Origin of the sequence: Thermasporomyces composti, assembly GCF_003386795.1 — a bacterium.
GTDB lineage: Bacteria > Actinomycetota > Actinomycetes > Propionibacteriales > Actinopolymorphaceae > Thermasporomyces > Thermasporomyces composti.
On the sequence record NZ_QTUC01000001.1, the window covers coordinates 1,441,820 to 1,465,345 of the forward strand.

Below are 23,526 nucleotides of genomic sequence, written 5' to 3' on the forward strand. Positions count from 1 at the left end.
TGCTCGCCGGAGGCCGCGGACGCGAGCACCGGCCCCGAGTCACGCCAGGGCGACCACGGCCCGCTGGGTCATGCCCGCGGTCTCCTCGACCGTGACGTCGAGGACCAGCCGCTCTCCCGCCTCGACGACACGGACGGTCGGATCACTCGAGACGACCGAGGCGACCGGACGGTTCCACGTCACCCGAACCGTCGAGCCGTCCTGCCGCGGGTCGCTCACGCAGATCGTCGCCCGCCCGTCGGCGACGCGAACGAGCACGCTGCACGGCTGGTCCACGGTGAGCGCGTCGACCGTTCCGGGGGCGAAGAAGTTCGCGCCGACGAAGCCCAAGGACGGGACCGAGATCGCCTGCCGGTCCGCGGTATTGGCCAGCACGCGGAGCCACCGGCGGTCGGCGGCGCGGCGGATCGTCTCCTGCCGGGTCGCCCCGGGCATGACGAGGTAGACGTAGCTCGCGTCGACCGGGTCGACACCGTGGTCGAGGTACACCGTGACGTAGCGCCGGCGCAGCTCATCCCTGGGCCCGCCGACGTTGATGTCGTACCAGCTGCCGGTGCGGGTCTCCCGGATCGCGCTCACCCGCGCGCCCCCCGGGAAGACGTAGCCGCCGAAACCCTCGAGGTGGGCCCACCGAGCGTTCGGGACGGTCAGCGACCAGGTGCCCGAGGTGGGCGAGGGGATCCCGTTGAGCCGGAAGTCGTGGACGCCGTTCTCCCCCAGGTTGCGCTGGTCGACCGTGGTGTCGACCGCGTAGCCGTCCGCGCACGTGATGCCGGCACCGAGGCAGACTACGGCGTCGTCGAGGCAGAACCACGACTTGCGACCACGCAGAGTCGACTCGAGCGCCTGGATGCTCTGGCCGACCGCCGCGAACTCCCCGTCCGTCGTCCCCCCGGCCCAGGCCTCGGTCGGCAAGACGTTGTTGCCGACGCCGTCCTCCAGCGGCTTGCGGGACACGGTCGTCCCGGGCAGCCGGTAGGGATCCGCGGTGGGCCAGAAGCCGTCGGTGTAGTGGTCGTTGCCGAAGTCCGCGCCCCACCAGTACGTCATGCCGACACCGGTGTGCCAGCCCTTGAGGTTCTCGCCGTTGATGGTCTCGTAGAAGGCGGTGCGGACGCTCCGCATGGAGATGGAGAACGCCCAGGTCGGACGACGGTGCACCGCCTGGTCCATGGCGGCGAAGATGCGATGCTCGACCGGCTCCGGCAACGGCTCGATCGTGGGGTCGTCGAGGACGGCCTGAGCGTCGGCGACCGCGGCCATGGTGAGGGTCTGGTCGCCCATGTAGCGGGGCTCCGATTCCCGGAGCAACCATCCCTTGACGATTCCCCGCCAGCGCTTGGCCTCCTCCGGCGAGCCGGCCTCGGCCATCCTGAGCACCGACGCAGCGAGCAGGTGTCCGCGCCAGTGGTCGTGCTCCGCTTCCCGGCTGATCACTCGGCCGGCCACCGCGTCCATGAGGAGACCGTTGTAGACGAACGGCGCGAAGCTGTTCTCGATGCTGTCGAAGAGCACCTGGCGGTTCGGGTCCACGATCTCCCACGTCGACCCGGCGAGCAACGCGAAGAGCCCGGACACCGACTGGAGGAGCGAGATCCCGTAGGAGCCGGTGTAGGCGTAGTACTCGTGCTGGATGAACGAGCCGTCGCGGTAGAACCCGTCGCCGTCGGTGACGTACACCATGATCGGCGACAAGCCGTCCCGCGCCTTCGCCATCATCTCCGGTGACTTGCCCAGGACGCCCCGCACCGCGGTGACCTCGCACAGCCAGCCGCGGTTGGCTCCGGTCGTCCGGTCGATCGCACCCGGGTCGACGTAGTGATCGACACGCTGGACGTACCGGTCGATGAGCTCCGGACCGAGCTGCTCATAGAGCAGGGCACAGAAGTCGTTGAGCGCCTGCGGAGTGCCGATGAGCCAGTCCCACCAGTTCCCCCACCAGTGGGGCGGCGCGTAGAACCGAGTGGTGAGCTCGTCGAAGGCGGTGACCGCCGCCTCCGCCATCGCCGAGTTCCCGGTGTGCCCCGTGCCCGGCACCAGGTACGCGACCGCCATGGTCCGCAAGCGTCGGGCGCTCAGCGTCATGTTCCAGGTCGAGGTGTCGAGGGGCAGATCCGGCCACAGGGATGTCTCACCCGGCGCCAACGTGGTGAGGTACTGCTCCGCCTCCGCGCCGAGAGCGGCCAGCCGGGACTTGAACGGCTCCACGTCCGGGTCGTATCCCGACCCGGTGACCAGCGAGCACCAGCGTTCGCGAAGCAGGTCGAACTCGTCGGCGGCCGCCGCCGTCCGTGGCCGTACGATCGGCACCATTCCCGCTCCGGCCAGGCAGGTCACGCCCAACGCGCCGAGGAAAGACCTGCGGTTCCAGCTCATGACGAGCTCCCTTCGCGTCGAGACGGCAGCGGCTGGGCCTTCGCCGATTCACCGGATGCCAGCGCTGCCGGCGCCGAGGTTGACTTGGTAGATGTACTTCTGGCTGAAGAAGTAGACGAGGAGCATCGGCACGGTGAGGAAGAGCGCGCCGACCATGACGAGGTTGTACGGCGGGGTCTGTGCGTTCGTGGTCGTGCCGGAGAGGAACTGCACACCCAGCGCCAGCGGGAACTTCGACTCGGTGTTGAGGTAGATCAGCGGGCCGAAGAACCATCCCCACGCCCACGCGAAGCTGAACACCCCAACCGCGACCAACACCGGCTTCATGAGCGGCAGGATGATGCGCACCAGAAGGCCGAAGTACCCGAGCCCGTCGACCTGCGCCGCCTCGTCCAGCTCTCGCGGAATGCGGGCGGTGAACTGCCGCATCAGGAAGATGTTGTACGCGCTGCCGAACAAGCTCGGCACGACGAGCGGCAGCAGCGTGTCGATCCAGCCCAGGTGCCGGAACAGGATGAACTGCGGGATGATCGTCACCTCGATCGGCACCATCATGGTGGCGAGCAGGATGCCGAAGAGCAGCCCACGTCCTGGCGCCCGGAGCCGGGCGAAGGCGAACGCCACCATCGCGCTCACGAACGTCTGTCCGACGCACGCGAAGGCCACGATGATGAGGCTGTTGAGGATCCAGCGGGCCATCTGCGCGTCGGAGGTCATGACCCGCACGAAGTTCTCGACATGGAACTCGCGTGGGATCAGCGTGAACGCGGCCTTCTGGACGGTGGCGTCGCTGGACAACGCGATCGACACCATGAACAGGAACGGCGCCGCCAGCACCGCGGAGACGACCGTCAAGATGGCGTAGGTCGCCGCGGCGTCGAGTCGGGAGCCGCTGCCGACTGGTCGACTGCGTCGATCCTGCGCGAGCAGGCTCATCGGCGTACCTCCGACTCGTAGAACACCCACCGCGACGACGTTTTGAACACGATCGCGGTGCAGGTCATGATGATGAGGAAGAGCAGCCAGGACAGGGCGCTGGCGTAACCCATCCGGAAGTTCCGGAACGCCTCTTCGAAGATGTAGGGGACGAGCATCATGCTCGCGTCATTCGGCCCACCGCCGGTGAGGATGTAGACCTGGCTGAAGACCTGGAACGTCCCGATCAAGCCCATGATGACGTTGAAGAGGATGACCGGCGACAGCATGGGCAGCGTGATCTGAAAGAAGCGCTGGCGAGGATTCGCTCCGTCGATCGTCGCGGCCTCGAGCAGCTCCGGCGGGATACCCTGCATCCCGGCCAACAGCAACACCACGCCGGTTCCCACGCCCCAGACGGACATCATCACCAAACCTGGGATGACCCAGGTCTCGTCCAGCAGCCACGCCGGTCCGTCGATGCCGACGAGCGCGAGGGTTCGGTTGAGCAACCCCGCGTCGGGCGCGAGCACCCAGGAGAACAGCATCGCGCTCGCCACGATCGGCACGAGAGCCGGCACGTAGACGATCGTCCGGAAGACGCGCATGCCCTTGAGGGGCTTGTGCAACAGGGCGGCTAGCCAGACCGACAGGACGGTCGTGATGGGGACGACGAGGAGGGTGTAGACCGTGGTGTTGCGGAGCACCTTCCAGAAGCGCGGATCGTCGGTGAACATCCGCACGTAGTTGTCCAGCCCGACCCACTCCGGCGGGGTGAGCAGGTCGTAGTCGGTGAAGCTGAGGTACAGCGAGGCGACCAACGGTCCGCCCATGAACAGCAGGAACCCCGCGATCCACGGCGAGGCCATGATGTAGAACCACAACGCCTCGCGGCGCCGTTGGGTCCACCATGGCTTGGCAGTCGGCCGCTTCTCGACCATCGGTGCGACTGACCGCACCCTCACGTCGACGCCTTCACCCATCTCCTCGAGCGCCCTCGATCGACGAATCTCTTCACCAGTTCTCGGCTCACCGCGGTGGCCCGACCAGCGTCCGCGGTGCGATCAGTTGCGTCCCATGATGCGCTCGAGCTCAGTCTGGATGGTGTCCAAGGCCTTCTTCGGGGTGACCTCGTTGTTCATCATGAGCTGGATGTTGTCACCGCAGACCTTGAGCATCTCGTTCCAGTGCACGGTGATCGGCGGGATGAAGATGAAGTCCGACGACTCGGCGAAGGCCTTCATGTTGACCTCGCGCTTGGCCCAGACGGGCTTGAGGAAGGCGTCGCTCTCCTGCACCTTGATGTTGGCCGGAGCGTCCTCGCCGTTGTCGATGATCGGGCGCTGACCCTCCTCGCTCACCATGTACTCGATGACCTTCCACACCTCGTCCGGGTGCTTGGTGTTCGCCGAGATCGCCAGTCCGGTGAAGAAGGCGCTGGTCGCCGCCTCCTTGCCGTGCCACAGCGGTGCGATGTCCCAGTCGAGTCCGTCGACGCTGTTCGCGGCGGCGATGTTCCAGAAGCCGGTGATCTCCATCGCGAGCTTCCCCTGGGCGAACAGCTGGTCCGGCCCGACACCCTCGCCGTAGTTGGCGAAGTCCCGTAGCGTCGGCGACACCTTGTGCTTCCAGGCCAGGTCGTTGTACCACTCCATGGCCTCGACGTTCTCCGGGCTGTTGATGACCGGCCGGTTGTCGTCGTCGAGCACGCGCCCGCCGTTCTGGTACATGAAGGTCATCCAGTACGGCCACCACGTGATCGTGGCGAACCCCCACTGCTTGACCTCGCCGCCCTCGCGGATGGTGAGCTTCTTCGCCGCGTTGAGCAGGTCGTCCCAGGTCCACTCCTTCGACGGGTACTCGACCTCGGCCGCGTCGAACATCTTCCGGTTGTAGTAGACGACCATCGCCCCGGAGCGGTCTGGCAGGCCGTACTGCTTGCCCTCGTACTGGAAGATCTTCGGCGTCCGATCACCGAACATCTCCGTCAAGTCCATGCCGGACTGCTCGATGTAGTCGTCGAGCGGTCGGATCTGGTTCTTGCTGGCGAACGCGGGCACGTGGTCGGCGATCTCCAGCAGGTCGGGGCCGGCGCCTCCGGCGATGGCCGTCGTCAGCTTCTGCAGGTAGTCCCCGGGCGTCAGTTGGACGGTGCCCTCGATGTGGGGGTACTTCTTGGACGCCATGTCGAGGCGCTGCTTGTAGGTCTTGCGGTCGATGTCGCCGCCCCAGGCGGTCATCGTCAGCGTGATCGACTCGCTGTCCCCACCGGCGCCGCTGCCGCTGCCACCGCAACCGGCCATCGTCCCACCCAGCAGCAGGGCTCCCGTCGCGCCGAGAAAACGTCGACGAGCCAGCGCACTCATGATCTCGATCCCCTCCCATGCCTGCCGCCCCGCAGGTTGGGCAGCGCCGCCACCTCATGCGATGTGGGGCAGATCTTGCTGGAGCGTAACGTCGATGTCAATAATTAGTCATAAAAGATGCAGAGATGATAGCTAGGAGGGCGACCGGTGGGCAGGCTCGAAGGCAAGCGAGCGGTCGTCACCGGCGCGGGCTCGGGCATCGGTGCCGCGACCGCCGAACGCCTCGCTGCCGAAGGCGCCACGACGGTCCTGGTCGACGTGAACGCCGAAGGCCTGGCCGCGACGGCGGAGCGGATCGGCGCTGCCCGCACCGTGGTCGGTGACGTCGGGGATCCGCATCTGTGGACTCAACTCGCCGAGCACGTGCTCACCGACGGTCTCGACATCCTCGTCAGCAACGCAGCCGCCCAGATCGTCGCGCCGGCGCACGAGCTCTCCGTCGAGGACTGGGACCGTCAGCTGGACGTCAACCTGCGCGCGCTCTACCTGGCGTTCCGGGCGCTTCACGGGCGCTGGCGGCCCGGTGCGGCGGCGGTCGCGGTCTCCTCCGTGCACGCCCATGCGGGTCTCCCCGCCCATCCCGCCTACGCGGCCTCGAAAGGCGGACTGTTGGCCTTGGTCCGCCAGCTCGCGGTGGACTACGGCCCTGCGGTCCGCGTCAACGCGGTGGTCCCCGGACCAATCCTGACCGCCGCGTGGGATCGGGTGAGCGAGCCGGACCGCGCCCGCAGCATCCGCCAGACGGTGCTGGGACGCTTCGGGCGGCCGGACGAGGTCGCGTCCGTGATCGCCTTTCTCGCCTCCGACGACGCGTCCTATGTCACCGGATCCAGCATCGTCGTCGACGGTGGTTGGCTGATCACCAAGGACTCCGCGTAGCCAGCCGACTGCCGGCCCACCATCACCGACTCCCCACCAATCCCCTCGCGGGCGAGACGGACAGGCGGCGCCGAACGTGCACCTGAGCCGAGACCTGACCGGTTCTGGTCGGTCAACACCGGGACTGGCCACAGTTTTCACGAGTTTGTGCACTGACTGCGCAGAGCCGAAGCTTCTTCGCAGCCTATGATCGGTTGCGCACAGACCTGTGCAGCTTCGAGCAACCGGACGGTGCACATTGAACCGTTACGAGCGTCTGAACGCCATTCTCGAGCTCGTCGCCGAGCGGGGGCAGATCGACGTCGAGACCTTGGCCGGTGAGCTGGAGGTGTCCACGGCGACGATCCGCCGAGACCTCGATCACCTGGCCCAGCAGCAGTTCCTGACACGGACGCGTGGCGGTGCTGTGGCGCACAGCGTGGCGTACGACCTCCCGCTGCGGTACAAGACCGCGCGCCAAGCGACGGAGAAGCAGCGCATCGGCAAGGCGGCCGCCGACCTGGTGAGCGCCGGCATGGTCATCGGCATCAACGGGGGCACCACCGCCACCGAGGTCGCCCGAGCCATCGCCACCCGCACCGACCTGCGCGCCTCCCACGGAAACCACGCGATCACCATCGTCACGAACGCCGTCAACATCGCGAGCGAGCTCACCGTCCGGCCTCACGTCAAGATCGTCGTGACAGGAGGAGTCGCCCGTCCGCAGTCCTACGAGCTCGCCGGCCCTCTCGCGACGCACATCCTCGAGGGCGTCAGCCTCGACATGGCCTTCCTCGGCGTGGACGCGGTGGACGCCACGTACGGCGCCAGCACACACCACGAAGGGGAGGCCATGATCAACCAGCTCATGGCGGAACGGGCCGGCCAGGTTGTCGTGGTGGCGGACAGCTCCAAAGTGGGAGCACGTGCATTCGCACGCATTCGGCGAGCTCAGGAGATCGACCTCCTCATCACCGACTGTGGCGCACCGGAAGAGGAGCTGCGTCGGTTCGAGGAGATCGGCGTCAAAGTCGTCCGGGTTTGACCCGAGCACGTGCGCACCTCGAGCGGTTCTCGGGTGGCGAGCATGCCGTCACCGCAGGACGGCCAGCGAGGAGCGCCGCCAAATTCTTGTTGTCAGGACCGCCTTTCCGGCGTACGGTCGGGCGTACACGGGAAAGGAGGTGATCCAGCGCATGCATAGCTCTGGGACTCGTGAGGTGGCTGTCCGTTAGCCGCCGTCCACACGTTGAGGACCGACTGCCGATCACCGGCGCGTCCCGACCGCGTTCGTCGCTGAGAAAGACCGTCCTTTCCACTGAACGCCGACGGCGGCCGGCGAATCCCAGGCAGCCACCCGGCCCGCGGGCGCTGGACTAGTCCCCCAGCCTTGCCAGCCCGCGGGCTGCCTCATCCCCGGAGCGATCCCCAACACCCCAGCCCTGGCCTCGAGCGGTGCATCCCTCCCCGTCATCGGAGATCCCGGCTAGGGAGCGAGACGCTCCATGACCCACTGGTCGTTGACCTTGCGATAGCGGATCCGATCATGCAAGCGGCCCTTGCGCCCTTGCCAGAACTCGAACATCTCCGGTCGGATTCGGTAACCACCCCAATAGTCCGGCACCGGGATGGCCGTGCCTCGCGGCCACCGCGCTTCCGCCGCGGCGTACTCCCGATCAAGCGTTGCGCGGTCGGGAATGACGCGGGACTGTCGGCTCACCACCGCACCCAGCTGACTCTCCCACGGCCGGCTGGCGAAGTACGCCGCCACTTCCGCGCGGTCGACCTCGGTCACCCCACCGGTGACCCTCACCTGTCGGGCCATCGCGTGCCACGGGAACACCACGGCGGCCACCGGACGGACAGCCAGATCAGCGGCCTTGGCGGACTCGAGGTTGGTGTAGAACGTCAGCCCCCGGTCGTCGACGGACTTGAGCAGGACCGTGCGGGCGGACGGTGTGCCGTTCGCGTCCGCGGTCGCGAGCACCATGGCATTGGGTTCGGGCACGCCCGCCGCCACGGCGTCGTCGAGCCACCGCCGGAACTGCTCGAGCGGGTCCGCGGCCATCTCGGCCTCGACGAGCGCACCGTCGCCGTAGTCGCGCCGCATCGCCGAGAGGTCCCGGCCACTCCTCGGCTCAGGCGAGTCGGACCGGGCGTCGGCATGAGGTCGTTCGCCCACGAGGTCCGACCTTAGTCCCGGCTCGACGTCGGGACCACGCGCCGGCGCCGGCCCGGACGTGGGCTGGTGAGAGAATGCCTGCCGGATCGGCTTCCAGCGACGACCACAGAGGTGCTCCGTGGCTGACGACCCCACCACGATCACGATCCCGACCGAGCTCAAGCCCGGTGACGGACGCTTCGGCTCCGGCCCGTCCAAGGTCCGCCCCGAGGCGGTCGAGGCCCTGAGCGCGGCCGGTCGGACACTGCTCGGCACCTCCCACCGGCAGGCGCCGGTCCGTTCGCTGGTCCACCGCGTCAAGGAAGGCATCCGCACGCTGTTCGAGCTGCCCGACGGCTACGAGGTGGTGCTCGGCCTCGGCGGGTCCACGGCGTTCTGGGACATCGCGGCGCACAACCTCGTCCGCCACCGCGCCCAACACCTGTCGTTCGGCGAGTTCTCCGCCAAGTTCGCCAAGGTGACGGCCGGCGCGCCCTTCCTCGAGGAGCCCACCGTCGTGACCGGCGAGCCAGGCACCCTGCCCACCCCGTACGCTGAGGCGGGCATCGACGTCTACGCCTGGCCGCACAACGAGACGTCGACGGGCGTCATGGCCCCCGTGCGGCGCGTGCCCGACGCCGACGACGGCGCGCTCGTGGTCATCGACGCCACGTCGGGCGCCGGTGGACTGCCCGTCGACATCGCGCAGGCCGACGTCTACTACTTCGCCCCGCAGAAGTGCTTCGCATCCGATGGCGGGCTGTGGATCGCCGTCATGTCGCCGGCGGCGCTGGCTCGGGTTGACGAGATCGCCGCATCAGGTCGTTACATCCCGGCGTTCCTCGACCTGCGCACCGCGATCGACAACTCGCGCAAGGACCAGACCTACAACACGCCGGCGATCGCAACCCTCATCCTCCTCGCCGAGCAACTGGACTGGCTGCTGGCCAACGGGGGTCTCGCGGGCGCGGTGGCCCGCACGACGGACTCCTCGACGCGGCTGTACAGCTGGGCGGAGAAGTCGACGTACGCCACACCGTTCGTGGCTGACCCGGCGGCGCGCTCGCTCGTCGTGGGCACGATCGACTTCGACGCCTCGGTGGACGCCGCGGCGGTGGCCAAGGTCCTTCGAGCCAACGGCATCGTCGACGTCGAGCCGTACCGCAAGCTGGGACGCAACCAGCTGCGGGTCGCGATGTTCCCCGCGATCGAGCCGAGCGACGTCGAGGCCTTGACCGTCTGCATCGACTACGTGACCGAACGCCTCACGGACTCGTGAGGGACGGCCGCGGGTCACCGTGGCTGGCGCCTCGCGCACCGCCCCTCTCCCGAGAAACCGCTCGGCTCGTCACCGGTCGAGATCATCGTCGCGGTAGGGTCGCCAACGGCTGTCACCCTCGGACCACCGCCGCGGCTCCATCGCCTCCTCACCGGGCCAGCTCGGCTCGGTCGGGATGGGCGGCCTCGACCAGAAGTCGGCCTCGTCCTGCTGGCCAGCGAAGGGCCGCCGCGACGGATCCGCGGACTGCCGCGGTGGTTCCCAGGACTGTCGGGCATCCCAGGAGCCACGGTGCGGCACGTCGTCGGACCGCTGCCACTGTCCGGTCGAGTCGCCGGGACGCTCCCAGGTGGGCTGAGCGGAGCCGCGCGACGCCAGCCGCTCTTCGAGCCAGTCCACGTTCGCCCGGGAGTGGCCCGCCTGTCGCGCTCGCTGCGCTTGGTCGCCCCACCACTCCCGGCGGGTGTCTCCACCTGACTCGTGCCATTCCCGCGAACCGGCGTTGGGCCAGGCTTCCTCCGCGGAGCCCCACTCCCTGGGCCATGCCTCGCCCGTCGACGAGTGTGCCGACCAGCCCGCTGGGGCCGCGCCGGCCGATCGCCGAGGCGTCTCCCAGTCCTCCTCGACGGCCTCTCTCCAGTCGCGGCCTCTGCGGGTGGCGTCCGGCTGCCGCTGCGAGGGCCACTCCGGTCGCTGCGCGGACTCCCACGACGACGGAGCGGCCATCCCCGACGAGTCTCCCGACCGTGTCCATGGGGCCTCGCCGGACCCCTCAGGCTCCCTCGACCATTCCGTTCCCCGGGACCACCCCGGCCCCTGGGACCACTCCTGCTCCTGAGACCACTCCTGCCCTCGAGACTGGACCGGCTCCGTTGACCACGCCGACGAGGAGCCGTCACGCGACGACCACCGGGACGCGTCACCGGCCGCCTGCCCGGCCCGCTCGGACCACTCCGGTCCCGAGCGGGCCGGTCCCTCCGCGTCAGCGTGAGCGTCCACGTCTGCGCCCCAACGCTCGGCGGGCGGCCAGCTCACGTCGGCATCCCACCGCTCACGGGCTCGCCGGTCGTCACCCGTCTGCCAGCCGTCGTCAGCCCGCCAACTCTCGGCGGCCCGCCAGCGGTCGTCCGCCGCGCCATGGGGCCCGACGACCTGGCGGGGGTCGGATCCGTCCTGGTCCGCGCGCCACTCCGACCACGCCTGCGGGTGCCGCTCTCGGTCGTCTGGCCAGGCGCCGGCGTGCTCGTACTCCGCTCGCTCGGGAACGGGGAACTCCGGGCTCCCGTGCGGCCACCGCGACTGCTCCGGCCAGGAGCCCTCCTGCGGTTGGGACGTCTCCCGCTGCCAGGGCGTCGCGGCACTGTGCGTCCACTCCGGCGCGCCTTCCCACGTCGGGCGTGCGCCGACCTCGTCCTCCGGGTCCTCGTCCGCGACGCGACGTCGACCCACGGGCGGCTCCTCTTCGTCCGCGTCGGACCGTCTGCGGAAAGCCAGCACCCGTGGGAACGCCAGGACGCCCGCACCGACCGCGACCACGACCACCGCGACGAGGACCGCCGGGTGAAGGCCGCCGAACAGACCGCCACCGGAATCCGCCGCCTCGGCGGCGTTCTCTCCGCGCGCGTCGTCGGCCCGCTCGGCCCGAGGCGTTCTGGTCGGCGTGGCCGTGGCGGTCGGGCTCGGGCTCGCCGCCTGGGCGCCGCCTGACAACGGCACGAGGTTGACCACCGAGTTCGCGCCCTCACTCCCCGCGTAGAGGTACTCGCCGTCCTCGCTCACCGCGAGCGACTCACCCAGGCAAGGAAGCTCCGCGGTCCTGTCGCAACGCTGAGGCGGCAGCGGGATGGTGCGCTTGACCTCCGCGCTCGGCCAGTCGAGCAGGTACACCTCGTCATCGTCCCGCAGCACGACGCCGGAGCCGTCGGGAAGGAAGGCCCCATCGGTGATGCGAGGCGGAGCGTCAGCCACCCGGACGAGCTCGTTCTCGACCGCGCCGCTCACCGGCTCCTCGGGAGCGGCGTAGATCGCGCCGCCGTCCGGATGCTTGGTGACGATGAACGGCTGCCCGGTCTCCGGGTGGATGAGCAGCGTCTCGGCGTCGTGTGGACCGTCCGGGTACACCAGGGGGAAGCGGCTCCACTGCTGCTGAACGTCGCCGAGCTCGTCCGGCTCCCGGAAGCGGTAGAGCGTGATGGTCTCGCGGACCCGGTCGTTGTCGCCGATGTCGGCGACCCAGATCCGTTCGTCGGGCCCGCTCGCCACCGCCTCGATGTCCTGGGCGTCCACCTCGGCGAGCCTGATGACACCGATGACCGTGCCCTCGTCGTCGAGGGCGAAGACCCGCGCCTCGTCACCGGAGTCATTGACGGTGTAGAAGACGTTCGGGTGCTTCGTGCTCAGCGTGAGCCCGCTCGACTCGACGATCCGCTCGTCACTGATGGTGAACGCCTCGCGCGGCTCCTCGGGCGAGGGCTCGTCGGCGTGTGCCGCGGTGAACGACGACGCGGCGATCAGTGACCCGGCGAGGGCGGCGAGCACGACCCGCCTGTGGTCGCGCACCGACCAGGAACGGCGCCGATGTGAGTTCACGACCGCACCACCTCCGCGAGGTCGGACTCCAGCGTGCGCGCCGACGCGGGCGTCACTCCCGACACGGCGACGAGCTCCCGGCCCGCGCGTACCCCCTCAGCGAAGGGTGTCACGCGGGCACCGCACTGCGGAACCCCGGGTGACGCGGGGGCCGATTCGTCGAACCTCATCACATCGACGCGGTGGTCCACAAGCCTCCCTTCGCGGCCCCGCCGAGCATCGACGATCATGCCTGCCAGCCTCTCACGATGACGACGGTCGCCAGGAGCGAGGGCTCCGTCGCGCTCTCGGTCGCACTTCCGGGCCCGCGTGAGACGACCTAGGCTGGCTCGCGCCGCAAGCCAGGCGCTGCTCTGCCACCTGTGGGCATGCGCGACCGCGCTGGACGACCTCGGAAGGGACCGACGATGACGATCCTGACCAGGCTCACCGACGCGCTGCTCGCGGTCGTGTTCGCCGGTTTGCTCTGGACGCTCGCCAGCATCCCGCTGGTCACCGCCGGTCCGGCGTGCGCCGGCCTGTGCGCGGTGATGACCGCCTGGGACGAGGACGGCCCGCCCCGGGTGTGGTCGACGTTCTGGTCGGGGTTCGGCCGGAACTTCCGGCAAGGCGTCTGGTTCAGCCTGCTCACCGCGGTCGCGGCGGCGCTGCTGTCCATCGACGTGCTCTACGCGTTCCGGGCCGAGGACGCGCCGCTGCGAGTCCCCGTGCTGACGGTCGCGCTCCTCGGCATCCTGGCGGTCAGCGGCACGCTCGTGTACCTCTACCCGTTGCTCGTCCGCTACCCCGGCCCGTGGCGGCGCACCCTGCGGAACGCCGCCCTGTTCGCGGCTGCCCATCCGCTCACGTCGCTGGCTGGGCTCCTGCTCACGCTCGCCGCCGCCGTCGGGGTCCTCATGGTCCCGGTGAGCTTGCCGCTCGCCGCCGGCCTCGTCGGCTGGGTGATCTGCCGGCTGACCGGTCGGGTCTTCGACCGCTTCGAGGCCAGACAGGCCAGTCTCCAGCGGGCCGAGACCAGCGCCTGACGACCGCCCGTCACGGCCGGCTCGGTCCCTCACCCGCCCCCGTTCGCTCGATCGCCGCCGCGATCTCGAGCAGGTCGGTGTCGGTGAGCCGCAGCCGATCGGCAGGAAGCCAAGCCTCGACCTGCTCCTCGCGCCGAGCACCCACCATGACCCCCGAGACCCCCGACCACGCGAGGGTCCAGGCGACGGCGAGCACGCCCACGGAGACGCCGTGTCGCTCCGCGACCGGTCTCACCGCCTCCACGAGCGCGGCGTTCGCCTCTTCCTTGTCCGTGAAGTGGGGTCGCCTCGACCGCCAGTCCTCCGTCGGCACGGTGACCGCTGTGCGGCGGGTGAAGCCGAGCGAGAAGAGCCCGGCGCGCATCGGTCGATAGACCAGGACACCCGTGCCGTGCTCGAGGCACCACGGCAGCTCACGGCCGGCGAACTCGCGCTGCGCTATCGAGAACGGCTGCTTCACCGCGTCGACGTGGCCGAGCCGCTCGGCAGCGTGGAGCTGGTCCACGGAGTGGTTGGCCAAGCCGACGTACCGCGCGACACCCTCGGCCTTCAGGTCGAGCAAGGTCTGCCAGTAGTCCTCGACCGGTGTCCCGTCCTGCGGTGGCCAGTGCATCTGCAAGAGGTCGAGGTGCTCCACCCCCAGCCTCCGCAGCGAGGCGTAGGCGCCGGCACGAAGGCTCGCCGCGTCCCCGACGCGACGCGGAGGCGCGCTCGGGCGGGTGTCGTCCCACACGACGCCGCACTTGGTGAAGACCGCAGGGCGTTCGTCCGGCGGGAGCGGCTCGAGCGCGCGGCGGATCAGCGTCTCGGAGTGCCCCAAGCCGTAGACCGCGGCGGTGTCGATCCAGTTCACCCCACGCTCGACCGCCAGACGGATGGCCTTGATCGCGCGCTCGTCGGCCTCTGGATGTCGGGCGGCGTCCCGAGGTCCGAGCGTCCAGAGCCCGAGGCCGAGCCGCGTGATCGAGAGGTCGGTTCGCCCGAGTCGGGCGGTGGTGATGCCTGTGCCCAGCATCGCACTCCCCCTCGTCGGGGTCTCGCTTCCAGCCAGGCTATGTCGTCGTCGGCGGGGCCCTCGCGGCAGGCCCGCGGGTCGGCGGTGGCGAGGCTGTCGGAGGATGAAGCAGTGACCGGAACCCGCGCCGCTCTCGCCCAAACCAGTCGTTCTCCGTCATCCCGGACCCTCCTCCTCGGCATCCTCGCGACGATCGGGATCGGCCTGGTCCTATCCGTCCAGAGCCGGATCAACGGTGAGCTCGGGAGCCGGTTGAGCGACGGGGTCCTCGCTGCTCTCATCTCGTTCGGGATCGGCCTCGTGGTGCTGACCGTGCTCGTCGGCACGAACCCGGACGCGCGCCGCGGGGTTCGGGCGCTCCTCGCCGCGATCCGCCAGCCGCGCGTGACGAGCCCGGACGACTCACCACGGCTGCGCTGGTGGCAGTGCCTCGGCGGGGTCTGCGGCGCGTTCCTCGTCGTCACCCAGGCGACCACGGTGGGCGTGGTGGGTGTCGCCGTCTTCACGGTGGCGGTCGTCGCCGGCCAGACCGCCAGCAGTCTCGTCGTCGACCGGCTGGGTGTGGGCCCGGCCGGGCGGCAGCGCGTGACGGCGAACCGCGTCGTCGGCGCGCTGGTCGCACTGGTCGCGGTCGCCCTCACGGTGTCCGACCAGCTGCGCGCTCCCTCGGCACTCGCGCTCGCGCTCCTTCCCGCACTCGGAGGCGTGGGGACGGCATGGCAGCAGGCGGTGAACGGCCTCGTCGCGGCGGCCGCGCGAGGTGGCGCGGCGCGGAGCTCGGAGAGAGCCGCACGGGCGCCGAATGGCGCCACCGGGGCGCTCGTGGCCGCGCTGGTCAACTTCGCGGTCGGGACGGTCGCCCTCCTCGTGGCGGTCGGGGTGGACGTCGCCATCCGCGGTCTTCCCGACGCGCTTCCCGCCAACCCGGTGCTCTACCTCGGCGGCGCGTGCGGTGTCGTGTTCATCGGGACATCCGCCTTCCTCGTGCGCTACACCGGCGTACTCATCCTGGGTCTCGGAGCGGTCGCGGGTCAGGTGATCGGCGCGCTGGCGCTGGACGCGGTGCTGCCGGTCAGTGACGCCGAGCTGACCGTGCTCACCATCGTGGGAGCCTTGCTCACGCTCGTCGCGGTCACCGTCGCCGCCCTACCCCGCCGCGGGTAAGGCCGCCCCCGCCGCGGGTAAGACCGCCGATCGTCGAAGTGGTGCCATCGGTGTCCGCCGTGCTTGGATCCCGGGCGTGAGTACGGATTGGCCACCGACGCGTGGCGAGACTGTGACCGAGTACGGACCCGCTCCGCGCCGCAGGCGACGTCTCCGCGTGATGGTGTACGTCGTCTGTGTGGCGCTCCTGGCCTCCGGCGCCCTGGGCGGCTACCGGATGCTCAAGGGCTCGGCGGACGCGCGCCGAGCCGAGCAGCTCGCGCAGCACGTCGCGCGCGCTGAGCGACAGATGCACGCGTTCGCCACCGCGTGGGCGAACGAGGACTGGACCACCGCGGCGCGGCACACCGACAGCCCGGAGGCCGCGGCGTCGCTCCTGGAGTCCGTTGATCGGAACCTCGACCCCAGCGCGCTCACCATCACGGTCGGGGACGGTGTGGCGGAGCGAGCGGACGAGGACGACGGCGTCGTCGTCGTGCCGTTCACCGTCCGGATGACGGTGCCGCGCGTCGGAGGCTTCGCGTACTCCTCCAAGGCGCGGCTCGTTCCGGCCGCCGAAGGACCGCTCGTTGCGTTCGACCCCTCGGTCGTCCATCCCGAGCTCGGGGCTGGGCAGACCCTCGCGGTGGCGAAGGTCCAAGAGCGCGGGGCGATCCTCGACCGCACCGGCGCCGAGCTCGTCGCGTCGTCCCTCGTGGGCGAGGTCCAGGACGGTCGAGGGGTGTCCGGACTCCAGAAGCGGTACGACGAGACGCTCCGCGGCTCGGCGCCCCCGTACGCGGTCGCGGTGACCGACCGACAGTCCGGGAAAGCGGTGAAGCCGCTGCTCCAGTCCGACGTCCGGCCTGGGCGTGACGTCCGCACGACCATCGACCCCGACGTCCAGCGCGCCGCAGCGGCGGCGCTGGACGTGGCGGCGACACCGGCGTCGCTCGTCGCGATCAAACCTTCGAACGGAGACATCCTGGCCGTGGCCAACCAGCCTGGCGGCGGGTTCAACCGTGCCCTGGTCGGGACATACCCGCCAGGGTCGACGTTCAAGGTGGTGACCGCCGCCGCCCTGCTCGAGACCGGCCTCCAGCCCTCGGACGCACTCGAGTGCCCCCGGTTCGCATGGGTGGACGGCTACCGCTTCACCAACCAGGACGAGTTCACGTTGCCGGCCGGGTCGACGTTCCAGGACGCCTTCGCTCACTCGTGCAACACCGCGTTCATCGAGGCGCGCGACCGACTCGACGAGGACACCCTGGCCGAGACGGCCGCGGCTTTCGGCATCGGAGGCGAGTGGGATACGGGTGTCGGCACGTACGACGGGTCGGTCCCGGTGAACGTCAGCGACGTCGACAAAGCGGCAGCGATGATCGGCCAAGGCCGCAATCTCGCCTCACCGTTGGTCATGGCGTCGGTCGCCGCCACCGTGAAGTCCGGTCGGTTCGTCCAGCCGAGGCTCGTCCCGGACGCCGTCGACCGGCCTCACCAGGCGCCTCGCGACCTCGACCCGGAGGTTCTGCGTGCCCTCCGGTCGATGATGCGCGCGGTCGTCACCGAGGGTTCAGGCGACGCGCTGCGTGGGCTGCCCGGCCGACCGCACGCCAAGACGGGCACCGCCGAGTACGGCGACGAGCAGCCGCCCCGCACGCACGCGTGGATGATCGGCTACCAGCAGGACGATGACCTCGCCTGGGCCGTCCTCGTCGAAGACGGCAGCTCCGGCGGCACCGACGCCGGAGCCGTCGCCGCCGAGTTCCTCCGGCAGCTCGCGACGCGGTGAGCCGAGACCCGACACCTGCCCGGACCACGGTGGAGACCCCTACCAGTCGAGGAGCGTGCCTAGGACGACGACGAGCAGGAGCAGCACCAGCACGCCGGGGATGACCAGTCGACGGTACTTCGGGTGCACTCGTTGGACGTTACTCCGCCGCCGAGCCGGGCCGACCCAGTGGCCAGGCGTGGATGGTCTCGTACCGCGAGCCGCCGTTCGGCCCCGCGCGCAGGTACGACCGCACCAGCTCCAGCCGATCCGCCTCCCAGACCGGCCCCGTGTAGTCCGACAGCCACTCCACCACGGGCCTGACGTCGGCCGGCACCCGCAGCCTGGCGAGGGTGAGGTGGGGCCGGTACCGACGGTCGGGCACGTCGATGCCGACGCGCCGGGCGGCCGCGGCCACCGACCCCGCCAAGCGCCGTAGCTCGTCGACGTCTCCGTGCACGCCGCTCCAGAGCACACGCGCGTTGCGAGCGGAGCCGAAGCCACCACCGCCTCGAACATGGAGGTGGAGGGGCTGCGAGCGACGGGCGACCCGCGCGAGCCTGGCCTTCAGTCCAGGCACGACGTCGTCACCGACCTCCCCCAGGAAGGCGAGCGTGAGGTGCCATTGGGCTCGCTCGGTCCACCGCCACTGCTCCTGCCGCAGTCGGACGTCCGCGTCCACCCGGCCGCGGATGTCGGAGACGACGACCGCGACGTCATCCAGGACGGACGCTGGAGGGACGAGCGCGACGAACAACCGCACCTGCCAGGCCTCCCCGCTCACACCACCCCGTCATCCCGCGACGAGCAGCTCACGAGAGCGTGGGACCCGCCTGGCTTCGCCGGGACGAGCGTCTCGACGCGCTGTGTCGCCACCGTCGCGAGGACTGGGTGAGACCGGTGGTCCGCTTGCACGCCACCACTCTCTCACCCGAGCCCAGTCGTTCCCCCCGCGTCGTGGACGACCGGAGGCCTCGGGCGTTCTGACCGGAGGGAACCGACGTCTCGGGCGTCGATCCCGGCCCTCGCATGCCGGGGAGCCGCGGCCGTGAGTCGGTCACGGGTGCCCACGCGTCGCGCTCCGCTGGACGACCATCGAGTCGCTCCACGTTCGGGCCATTCCGAGAGCCGGAGCCGTGCAGCTCGCCGGTACGTTGCCGAAGCGCCGCGTCGTCCGCGTCCATCGCCTCGCGGCGGCTCCACACGTGCAGGTGCGGCCGCGGCCGCAGGCACGGTCGGATGACGATGTCTCGGACCCGCATGACGACGAACGTGGCGAGCAGCGTCCCGAGCAGGCTGATCGCGCCACCGCCGATGAGCGTCCACCGGGCGCCGAAGGCCTCGCCGACCCAACCGACGATCGGCGCGCCCAGCGGCGTGCTGCCGATGAACACCATGCTGTAGAGGGCTATCACCCGACCGCGCATCTCGGCCGCCACCTTCAGCTGCATCATCGCGTTCGCCGCGGTGATCATGGTGAGCTGGGCGTAGCCGAGGACCGGGAGCGACAGCGCGAACGTCAGGTACGTCGGCATCACCCCGGACAGCATCTCCAGGACGCCGAAGCACACGGCCGCACCGACCACGAGACGCAGGCTGGTCGTGCTCCGACGTGCCGCCGAGAGCGCACCGGTCACCGCGCCGATCGCGAGGACCGAGCCGAGGACACCGTATTCGCCGGCGCCCTTGCCGAAGACCTGAGTGGCCATGAGGGCGCTGGTCATCTGGAAGTTCAGCCCGAAGCAGCCGACGAAGAAGACGACGGCCAGGACCAGCATGAGGTCGTGGCGCCGGCCGACGTACCGCAACGCGTCCACCATCATGCCGGGCTGCCGCGGAGCGAGCTTCGGGGCGTGGAGCTCCGAGGCGCGCATGCGAGCCAGGGCCCACACCGTCGCGGAGTAGCTGAGGGCGTTGAGGAGGATCACCCAGCCGGTGCCAGCGATGACGATGAGGAACCCGGCCACGGCGGGACCGATGACCCGAGCGCCGTTGAACGACGCCGAGTTGAGCCCGACGGCGTTCGGCAGGTCCTCCTTGCCGACCATCTCGACCACGAACGACTGGCGGGCCGGGTTGTCGATCGCACTCGCCACACCGAAGAGGAAGGCGAGCACGTAGACATGCCAGACCTGGACGACGCCGGTCAGGTCGAGCACGGCGAGTACGCCGGCGGTCACGCCCATCGCCACCTGGGTGCACTGCAGCACCTTCCGCTTCGGGAAGCGGTCAGCGATCACGCCGCCCCACGGCGCGAGCAACAGGAACGGAAGGAACTGCAGCGCCGTGGTGATCCCGAGCGCGGTTCCGCTGTTACCGGTGAGCTGCAGAACCAGCCAGTCCTGCGCGATCCGTTGCAGCCACGTCCCGATGTTGGAGATGGCGGAGCCGGCGGCGTAGAGGCGGTAGTTGCGGTTCCGGAGGGATCGGAACATCGCCTTCACGAAGCGGCCAACCTTTCCAAGATCGGTGCGGCTGCGCGCAGGATCTCTTTCTCTTCCGGGGACAGTTCACGAAGACGTCGCGCCAACCAGGCGTCGCGACGCTTGCGATCTTCAGCGAGCAGGCGGCGTCCCGCCTCGGCCAGTCGGACCACGACCTGACGACGGTCCGTGGGATGCGGCTCGCGCACCACCAGTCCGAGTTCCTCCAAGGACGTCACTGTCCGCGTGGTGGACGGAGGACGGACCTTCTCGGCGGCGGCGATCTCGCCGATAGTCATCGGACCGTGCCCATGCAGCGTCGACATGACGCTGAGCTGGTTAGCCGAAAGCCCATGGTCCTCGGCTCGCTGGTTTCGGAGCCGACGGGACAGCCGCATCACTGAGATTCGGAGAGCACTTGCGAGGCCTGCGTCAGACCTCACGGGCATAGTTGATGACGGCATGCCTTTACCGTACCTCATTACTCTTGCTAACAACCAGTTCTCGTGGTAATGGAAAGCGCTCTCCCAGTCCGGGAGTGGTCGCGATCCCACACGAACCACCCGAGGCGGCGACCGCGGCCGGAAAGACGGTGGGGGCAGGCCCACCCGAAAGGTCGAGCCTGCCCCCACTCGAGAGGGTCGCCACCCCCGGGATCAGATGGACGATGGTCCCCCGATCGTTGGGATGCGGCGCACGCCGTATGTCAGAGGAGCCCCAGCACCTGCTGGATCGGGTCGATCGCGAAGTAGACGACGAACAAGGCGGCGACCACCCAGAGCAGCGGGTGCACCTGGCGCGCCTTGCCCCGGGCGACCGTGAGCACCACGTAGCTCACGAAGCCCGCGCCGATACCCACGCTGATCGAGTAGGTGAACGGCATCAGAATGATCGTCAAGAACGCCGGGAGAGCGATCTCGAACCGATCCCAGGCGATCTCCTTCACTTGGGTCATCATCAAGAATCCGACGACCACCAGAGCCGGTGTCGCCGCCTCGTACGGGATGATCTCGACCACGGGCGCGAAGATCGTGGCCAGCAGGAAGCAGATGCCGGTGACGACACTCGCCAGGCCGGTGCGGGCACCCTCGCCGACACCGGCGGCCGACTCGATGTAGGACGTGTTGGACGAGACACCCGCCGCACCGCCGGCCGCCGCGGCGATCGAGTCCACGACCAGGATGCGCTGGGTGTGGGGTGGCGTGCCGTCCTCTCGGAGCAGGTTGGCCTCGGCACCGATGGCCGTCATCGTGCCCATGGTGTCGAAGAAGTCGGCCAGCATGAGGGTGAACACCAACAGCACGACCGAGGCGATCCCGATCCGCTCGAACGACCCAAGCAGGGAGAAGTTCCCGAGGAGCGAGAAATCGGGCACTTGCACCCAGGACTCCGGCAGCCGCGGCACGTTGAGGCCCCAGCCCTTGGGGTTGTCGGCGTAGCCGGCTCCGGCCGGCCCGACCTTCGCGATCGCCTCGATGATGATCGCGAGCACGGTGGCGCCGACGATGCCGTAGAGGATCGCGCCCTTGATCTTCTTGAGCATCATGACGCTGATCGCGAGCAGCCCCAGGATGAAGACCAGGACGGGCCAACCGCCGAGGAAACCGTTGACGCCGAACTGCACCGGAACGGGTGGATTGGCCGTGCGTCGAACCACACCGCCGTCGACCAGGCCGACGAGGGCGATGAACAGGCCGATACCGACGCTGATGGCTGTCTTGAGCTCCGCCGGGATGGCGTGGAAGACCGCTCGGCGGAAACCGGTGAGGACCAGCAGCAGGATGATGAGACCTTCCAAGACGACGAGTCCCATCGCGTCGGCCCAGGTCATTTGGCTGGCGACGCTGAAGGCCACGAAGGCGTTCAGACCGAGCCCGGTGGCCAACGCGAGGGGGAAGTTGGCCACGACGCCCATGAGCAGCGTCATGACGCCCGCGACGAGCGCGGTCGTCGCTGCCACCGCCGCGAGGTTCGGCTCGTCCCCACCGCCGAGGTACTGACCTGTCGCGTCTTGCGCGGTCCCGATGATCAGCGGGTTGAGGGCCACGATGTAGGCCATCGCGAAGAACGTCACGATGCCACCGCGAATCTCGCGGCCGACAGTGGAACCACGCTCTGTGATCTTGAAGTACCGATCGATAAAGCCGTTTGATCGCTTGGCGGTCGTCGTCGCCGACCCGACCATCGAGCTTCCCTTCTCGAGGAACTTGACCATCGGCCGGGCAGGACGACGCCGGCCCCCGGCCCGTGAAGCGTGAGCATCGTACGGCCGCGAGGGAAACGCTGTGTAACGGGCACCCGTGAGAGGTGCCGCGTCCTCGCGACGGGTGATCTCCTCGCCACGATGCCGGGCGAGCGCCTCGATCCTGGCGGGCTAGGCTCAACGGCGTGAGCCGCGCCCGGAAACGTCGTCTGCCCCTCCTCGCTCAGGCGGAGGTGGAGCCGTTGGACGTGGACGGCGTCCGCGCCCTCGCAGTGGGCACGGTCCTCTGGCTGGTCGCGTTCCTCATCCTGCTGCCCTTCGCGGAGCACCTGCGCGAGGACGGCCGGGAGTGGTGGCTCGCTACCTGCCTCACCGGAGTCGGCCTCGGCCTCATCGGCCTCGGCTATTGCGTGTGGCGACGATCCCGTCGGCCATCGAACGCTCAGGAGTCGTCCGACGACGAGGGGTAGAGCGGGTCGAGCGACGGCTCGGCCGGCTCGGCTCGCCGCGTCGACGGTTTCGGCAGCAACGCCTCGGAGTGAGCTCCACACCCGTGGTCGAAGGAGACCACCTTGCCGTCGCTGGGCGAGTACTCGTTGGCGCACACTCCGAACACCGTGCCGAGCGGTCCGCTCAGCCGTACGAGGAACCCGCAGGTCGAGCACGGCGCCGGAGCAGCCTTCGCGACAGGGTCCGTAGGCCCTCCCGAGCCGGCGTACCAACGCTCCGCCGCCTTGTCCCGGCCCTCGCGCGACAGCACGCGTGCCCGTCCCAGACCGAGCTCCTCACTGACCCAACGGAGCTGCTCGGCGTCGTCGCTGGGCTGCTCGTCGGCGGCGGTGTAGCCGGGCGCGAGGCGCGGGTCGTCCGGCGGTGTTGGCAGCAGGTCTCCCGGACCCAGGTCCCCCGCGCGCACCCGCTCGGACCACGGGACCCACGGCGGCGCGAGGATGGAGTCAGGTCCCGGAAGCAACACCACCTCGTCGACCGTGACGGTCCGGCTGCGCGGGGCGCGTGCCACCGTCACCGCCCAACGCCACCCGATGTAGCCCGGATGGGTGCAGGTGAAGTAGTGGGTGACGACCCGGTCGTCCTCGGGGTCGCAGCTGAGGTGCGCGCCGAGGCCGTCAGGACCGGCAACCTCGAGCGCGGCCTGCCGCGCCACGTCGACCGCAGCCGCGCACACGGCGTCGAGGCGGACGGGTCGCGAGGGTCGACGGGTGGTGGTACTCACGATGGTTCATTGTCGCACGGAGCGCGACAGGTCCCGACAGCCCACGCGGCGCCGACCAACGCTCGCACCAGATGCTGGCGACGGTGGCCGTTCGTCCGCGCCGCACCAGGACGGGAGAAGCCGCACCAGGACAGGGAAATCCGCCGGACGGCTGGGACATTCGGGGTG

At 69.6% G+C, this 23,526-nt stretch carries 20 protein-coding genes; 7 read left to right on the top strand and 13 right to left on the bottom strand.

Features of this window, described 5'->3' with window-relative positions; all coding sequences use genetic code 11:
• Positions 1-39: 39 nt before the first annotated feature.
• From tchly8B to DFJ64_RS06310, 4 genes are all read right to left on the bottom strand, one after another.
• Complete coding sequence (gene tchly8B / locus DFJ64_RS06295; protein WP_115849595.1) at positions 40-2,376, bottom strand: hyaluronate lyase TcHly8B; 2,337 nt, start codon at positions 2,374-2,376, stop codon at positions 40-42.
• Positions 2,377-2,424: 48 nt separating this feature from the next.
• Complete coding sequence (locus tag DFJ64_RS06300; protein WP_115849596.1) at positions 2,425-3,312, bottom strand: carbohydrate ABC transporter permease; 888 nt, start codon at positions 3,310-3,312, stop codon at positions 2,425-2,427.
• Positions 3,309-4,256, bottom strand: a complete 948-nt coding sequence (locus tag DFJ64_RS06305) for a carbohydrate ABC transporter permease (RefSeq protein ID WP_245940972.1) — start codon at positions 4,254-4,256, stop codon at positions 3,309-3,311. The genes DFJ64_RS06300 and DFJ64_RS06305 overlap by 4 nt, the downstream gene beginning before the upstream one ends.
• A gap of 99 nt (positions 4,257-4,355) precedes the next feature.
• A complete protein-coding gene (locus DFJ64_RS06310; RefSeq protein ID WP_115849597.1) occupies positions 4,356-5,657 on the bottom strand; it encodes an ABC transporter substrate-binding protein in 1,302 nt (433 codons plus the stop codon).
• A gap of 147 nt (positions 5,658-5,804) precedes the next feature.
• Between DFJ64_RS06310 and DFJ64_RS06315 the strand changes: the two genes are divergently transcribed.
• Together DFJ64_RS06315 and DFJ64_RS06320 are read left to right on the top strand one after the other, a co-directional pair.
• The gene (locus DFJ64_RS06315) at positions 5,805-6,536 is read left to right on the top strand and encodes an SDR family NAD(P)-dependent oxidoreductase (RefSeq protein WP_115849598.1); all 732 of its coding nucleotides are present in this window, start codon (positions 5,805-5,807) and stop codon (positions 6,534-6,536) included.
• 238 nt (positions 6,537-6,774) lie between these two features.
• Positions 6,775-7,560, top strand: a complete 786-nt coding sequence (locus tag DFJ64_RS06320; protein WP_115849599.1) for a DeoR/GlpR family DNA-binding transcription regulator — start codon at positions 6,775-6,777, stop codon at positions 7,558-7,560.
• Between the two features lie 441 nt (positions 7,561-8,001).
• Here the strand turns inward: DFJ64_RS06320 and pdxH are convergent, their stop codons facing one another.
• The gene (gene pdxH, locus DFJ64_RS06325) at positions 8,002-8,697 is read right to left on the bottom strand and encodes a pyridoxamine 5'-phosphate oxidase (RefSeq protein WP_245940973.1); all 696 of its coding nucleotides are present in this window, start codon (positions 8,695-8,697) and stop codon (positions 8,002-8,004) included.
• Positions 8,698-8,815: 118 nt separating this feature from the next.
• Here pdxH and serC point away from each other — a divergent pair, with 118 nt between their 5' ends.
• Complete coding sequence (gene serC, locus DFJ64_RS06330) at positions 8,816-9,955, top strand: phosphoserine transaminase (protein ID WP_115849601.1); 1,140 nt, start codon at positions 8,816-8,818, stop codon at positions 9,953-9,955.
• Positions 9,956-10,024: 69 nt separating this feature from the next.
• Here the strand turns inward: serC and DFJ64_RS06335 are convergent, their stop codons facing one another.
• Both DFJ64_RS06335 and DFJ64_RS19195 read right to left on the bottom strand, forming a co-directional pair.
• A complete protein-coding gene (locus DFJ64_RS06335; RefSeq protein WP_147304614.1) occupies positions 10,025-12,544 on the bottom strand; it encodes a hypothetical protein in 2,520 nt (839 codons plus the stop codon).
• Positions 12,541-12,774 carry a hypothetical protein gene (locus DFJ64_RS19195; RefSeq protein ID WP_147304615.1) on the bottom strand — a complete coding sequence of 78 codons (234 nt, stop codon included), beginning with the start codon at positions 12,772-12,774 and terminating at the stop codon, positions 12,541-12,543. The genes DFJ64_RS06335 and DFJ64_RS19195 overlap by 4 nt, the downstream gene beginning before the upstream one ends.
• Positions 12,775-12,951: 177 nt before the next feature.
• On the opposite strand from DFJ64_RS19195, the gene DFJ64_RS06340 reads away from it, so the two are divergent.
• The gene (locus tag DFJ64_RS06340) at positions 12,952-13,569 is read left to right on the top strand and encodes a YesL family protein (RefSeq protein WP_170152517.1); all 618 of its coding nucleotides are present in this window, start codon (positions 12,952-12,954) and stop codon (positions 13,567-13,569) included.
• Positions 13,570-13,579: 10 nt separating this feature from the next.
• Here the strand turns inward: DFJ64_RS06340 and DFJ64_RS06345 are convergent, their stop codons facing one another.
• A complete protein-coding gene (locus tag DFJ64_RS06345) occupies positions 13,580-14,584 on the bottom strand; it encodes an aldo/keto reductase (protein WP_115849604.1) in 1,005 nt (334 codons plus the stop codon).
• A gap of 111 nt (positions 14,585-14,695) precedes the next feature.
• On the opposite strand from DFJ64_RS06345, the gene DFJ64_RS06350 reads away from it, so the two are divergent.
• Complete coding sequence (locus DFJ64_RS06350; RefSeq protein WP_245940974.1) at positions 14,696-15,748, top strand: DMT family transporter; 1,053 nt, start codon at positions 14,696-14,698, stop codon at positions 15,746-15,748.
• Between the two features lie 76 nt (positions 15,749-15,824).
• Positions 15,825-17,519 (top strand): penicillin-binding transpeptidase domain-containing protein, encoded by a 1,695-nt coding sequence (locus DFJ64_RS06355; RefSeq protein WP_245940975.1) that lies wholly within the window; start codon positions 15,825-15,827, stop codon positions 17,517-17,519.
• Between the two features lie 139 nt (positions 17,520-17,658).
• Here DFJ64_RS06355 and thpR read toward each other — a convergent pair whose 3' ends face one another.
• From thpR to DFJ64_RS06375, 4 genes are all read right to left on the bottom strand, one after another.
• Complete coding sequence (thpR, locus tag DFJ64_RS06360) at positions 17,659-18,282, bottom strand: RNA 2',3'-cyclic phosphodiesterase (RefSeq protein WP_211310515.1); 624 nt, start codon at positions 18,280-18,282, stop codon at positions 17,659-17,661.
• A 28-nt stretch (positions 18,283-18,310) separates the two neighbouring features.
• Positions 18,311-19,933 (bottom strand): MFS transporter, encoded by a 1,623-nt coding sequence (locus DFJ64_RS06365; protein ID WP_245941274.1) that lies wholly within the window; start codon positions 19,931-19,933, stop codon positions 18,311-18,313.
• Between the two features lie 5 nt (positions 19,934-19,938).
• Entirely contained in the window at positions 19,939-20,403 is a 465-nt protein-coding gene (locus DFJ64_RS06370) for a MarR family winged helix-turn-helix transcriptional regulator (protein ID WP_342768151.1), read from the bottom strand.
• A 224-nt stretch (positions 20,404-20,627) separates the two neighbouring features.
• Complete coding sequence (locus tag DFJ64_RS06375) at positions 20,628-22,136, bottom strand: NCS2 family permease (RefSeq protein WP_425452169.1); 1,509 nt, start codon at positions 22,134-22,136, stop codon at positions 20,628-20,630.
• 173 nt (positions 22,137-22,309) lie between these two features.
• Between DFJ64_RS06375 and DFJ64_RS06380 the strand changes: the two genes are divergently transcribed.
• The gene (locus DFJ64_RS06380; protein ID WP_245940977.1) at positions 22,310-22,594 is read left to right on the top strand and encodes a DUF2530 domain-containing protein; all 285 of its coding nucleotides are present in this window, start codon (positions 22,310-22,312) and stop codon (positions 22,592-22,594) included.
• Here the strand turns inward: DFJ64_RS06380 and DFJ64_RS06385 are convergent.
• Positions 22,567-23,361 (bottom strand): DUF3027 domain-containing protein, encoded by a 795-nt coding sequence (locus DFJ64_RS06385; RefSeq protein WP_115849610.1) that lies wholly within the window; start codon positions 23,359-23,361, stop codon positions 22,567-22,569. The genes DFJ64_RS06380 and DFJ64_RS06385 overlap by 28 nt on opposite strands.
• Positions 23,362-23,526: the final 165 nt, after the last annotated feature.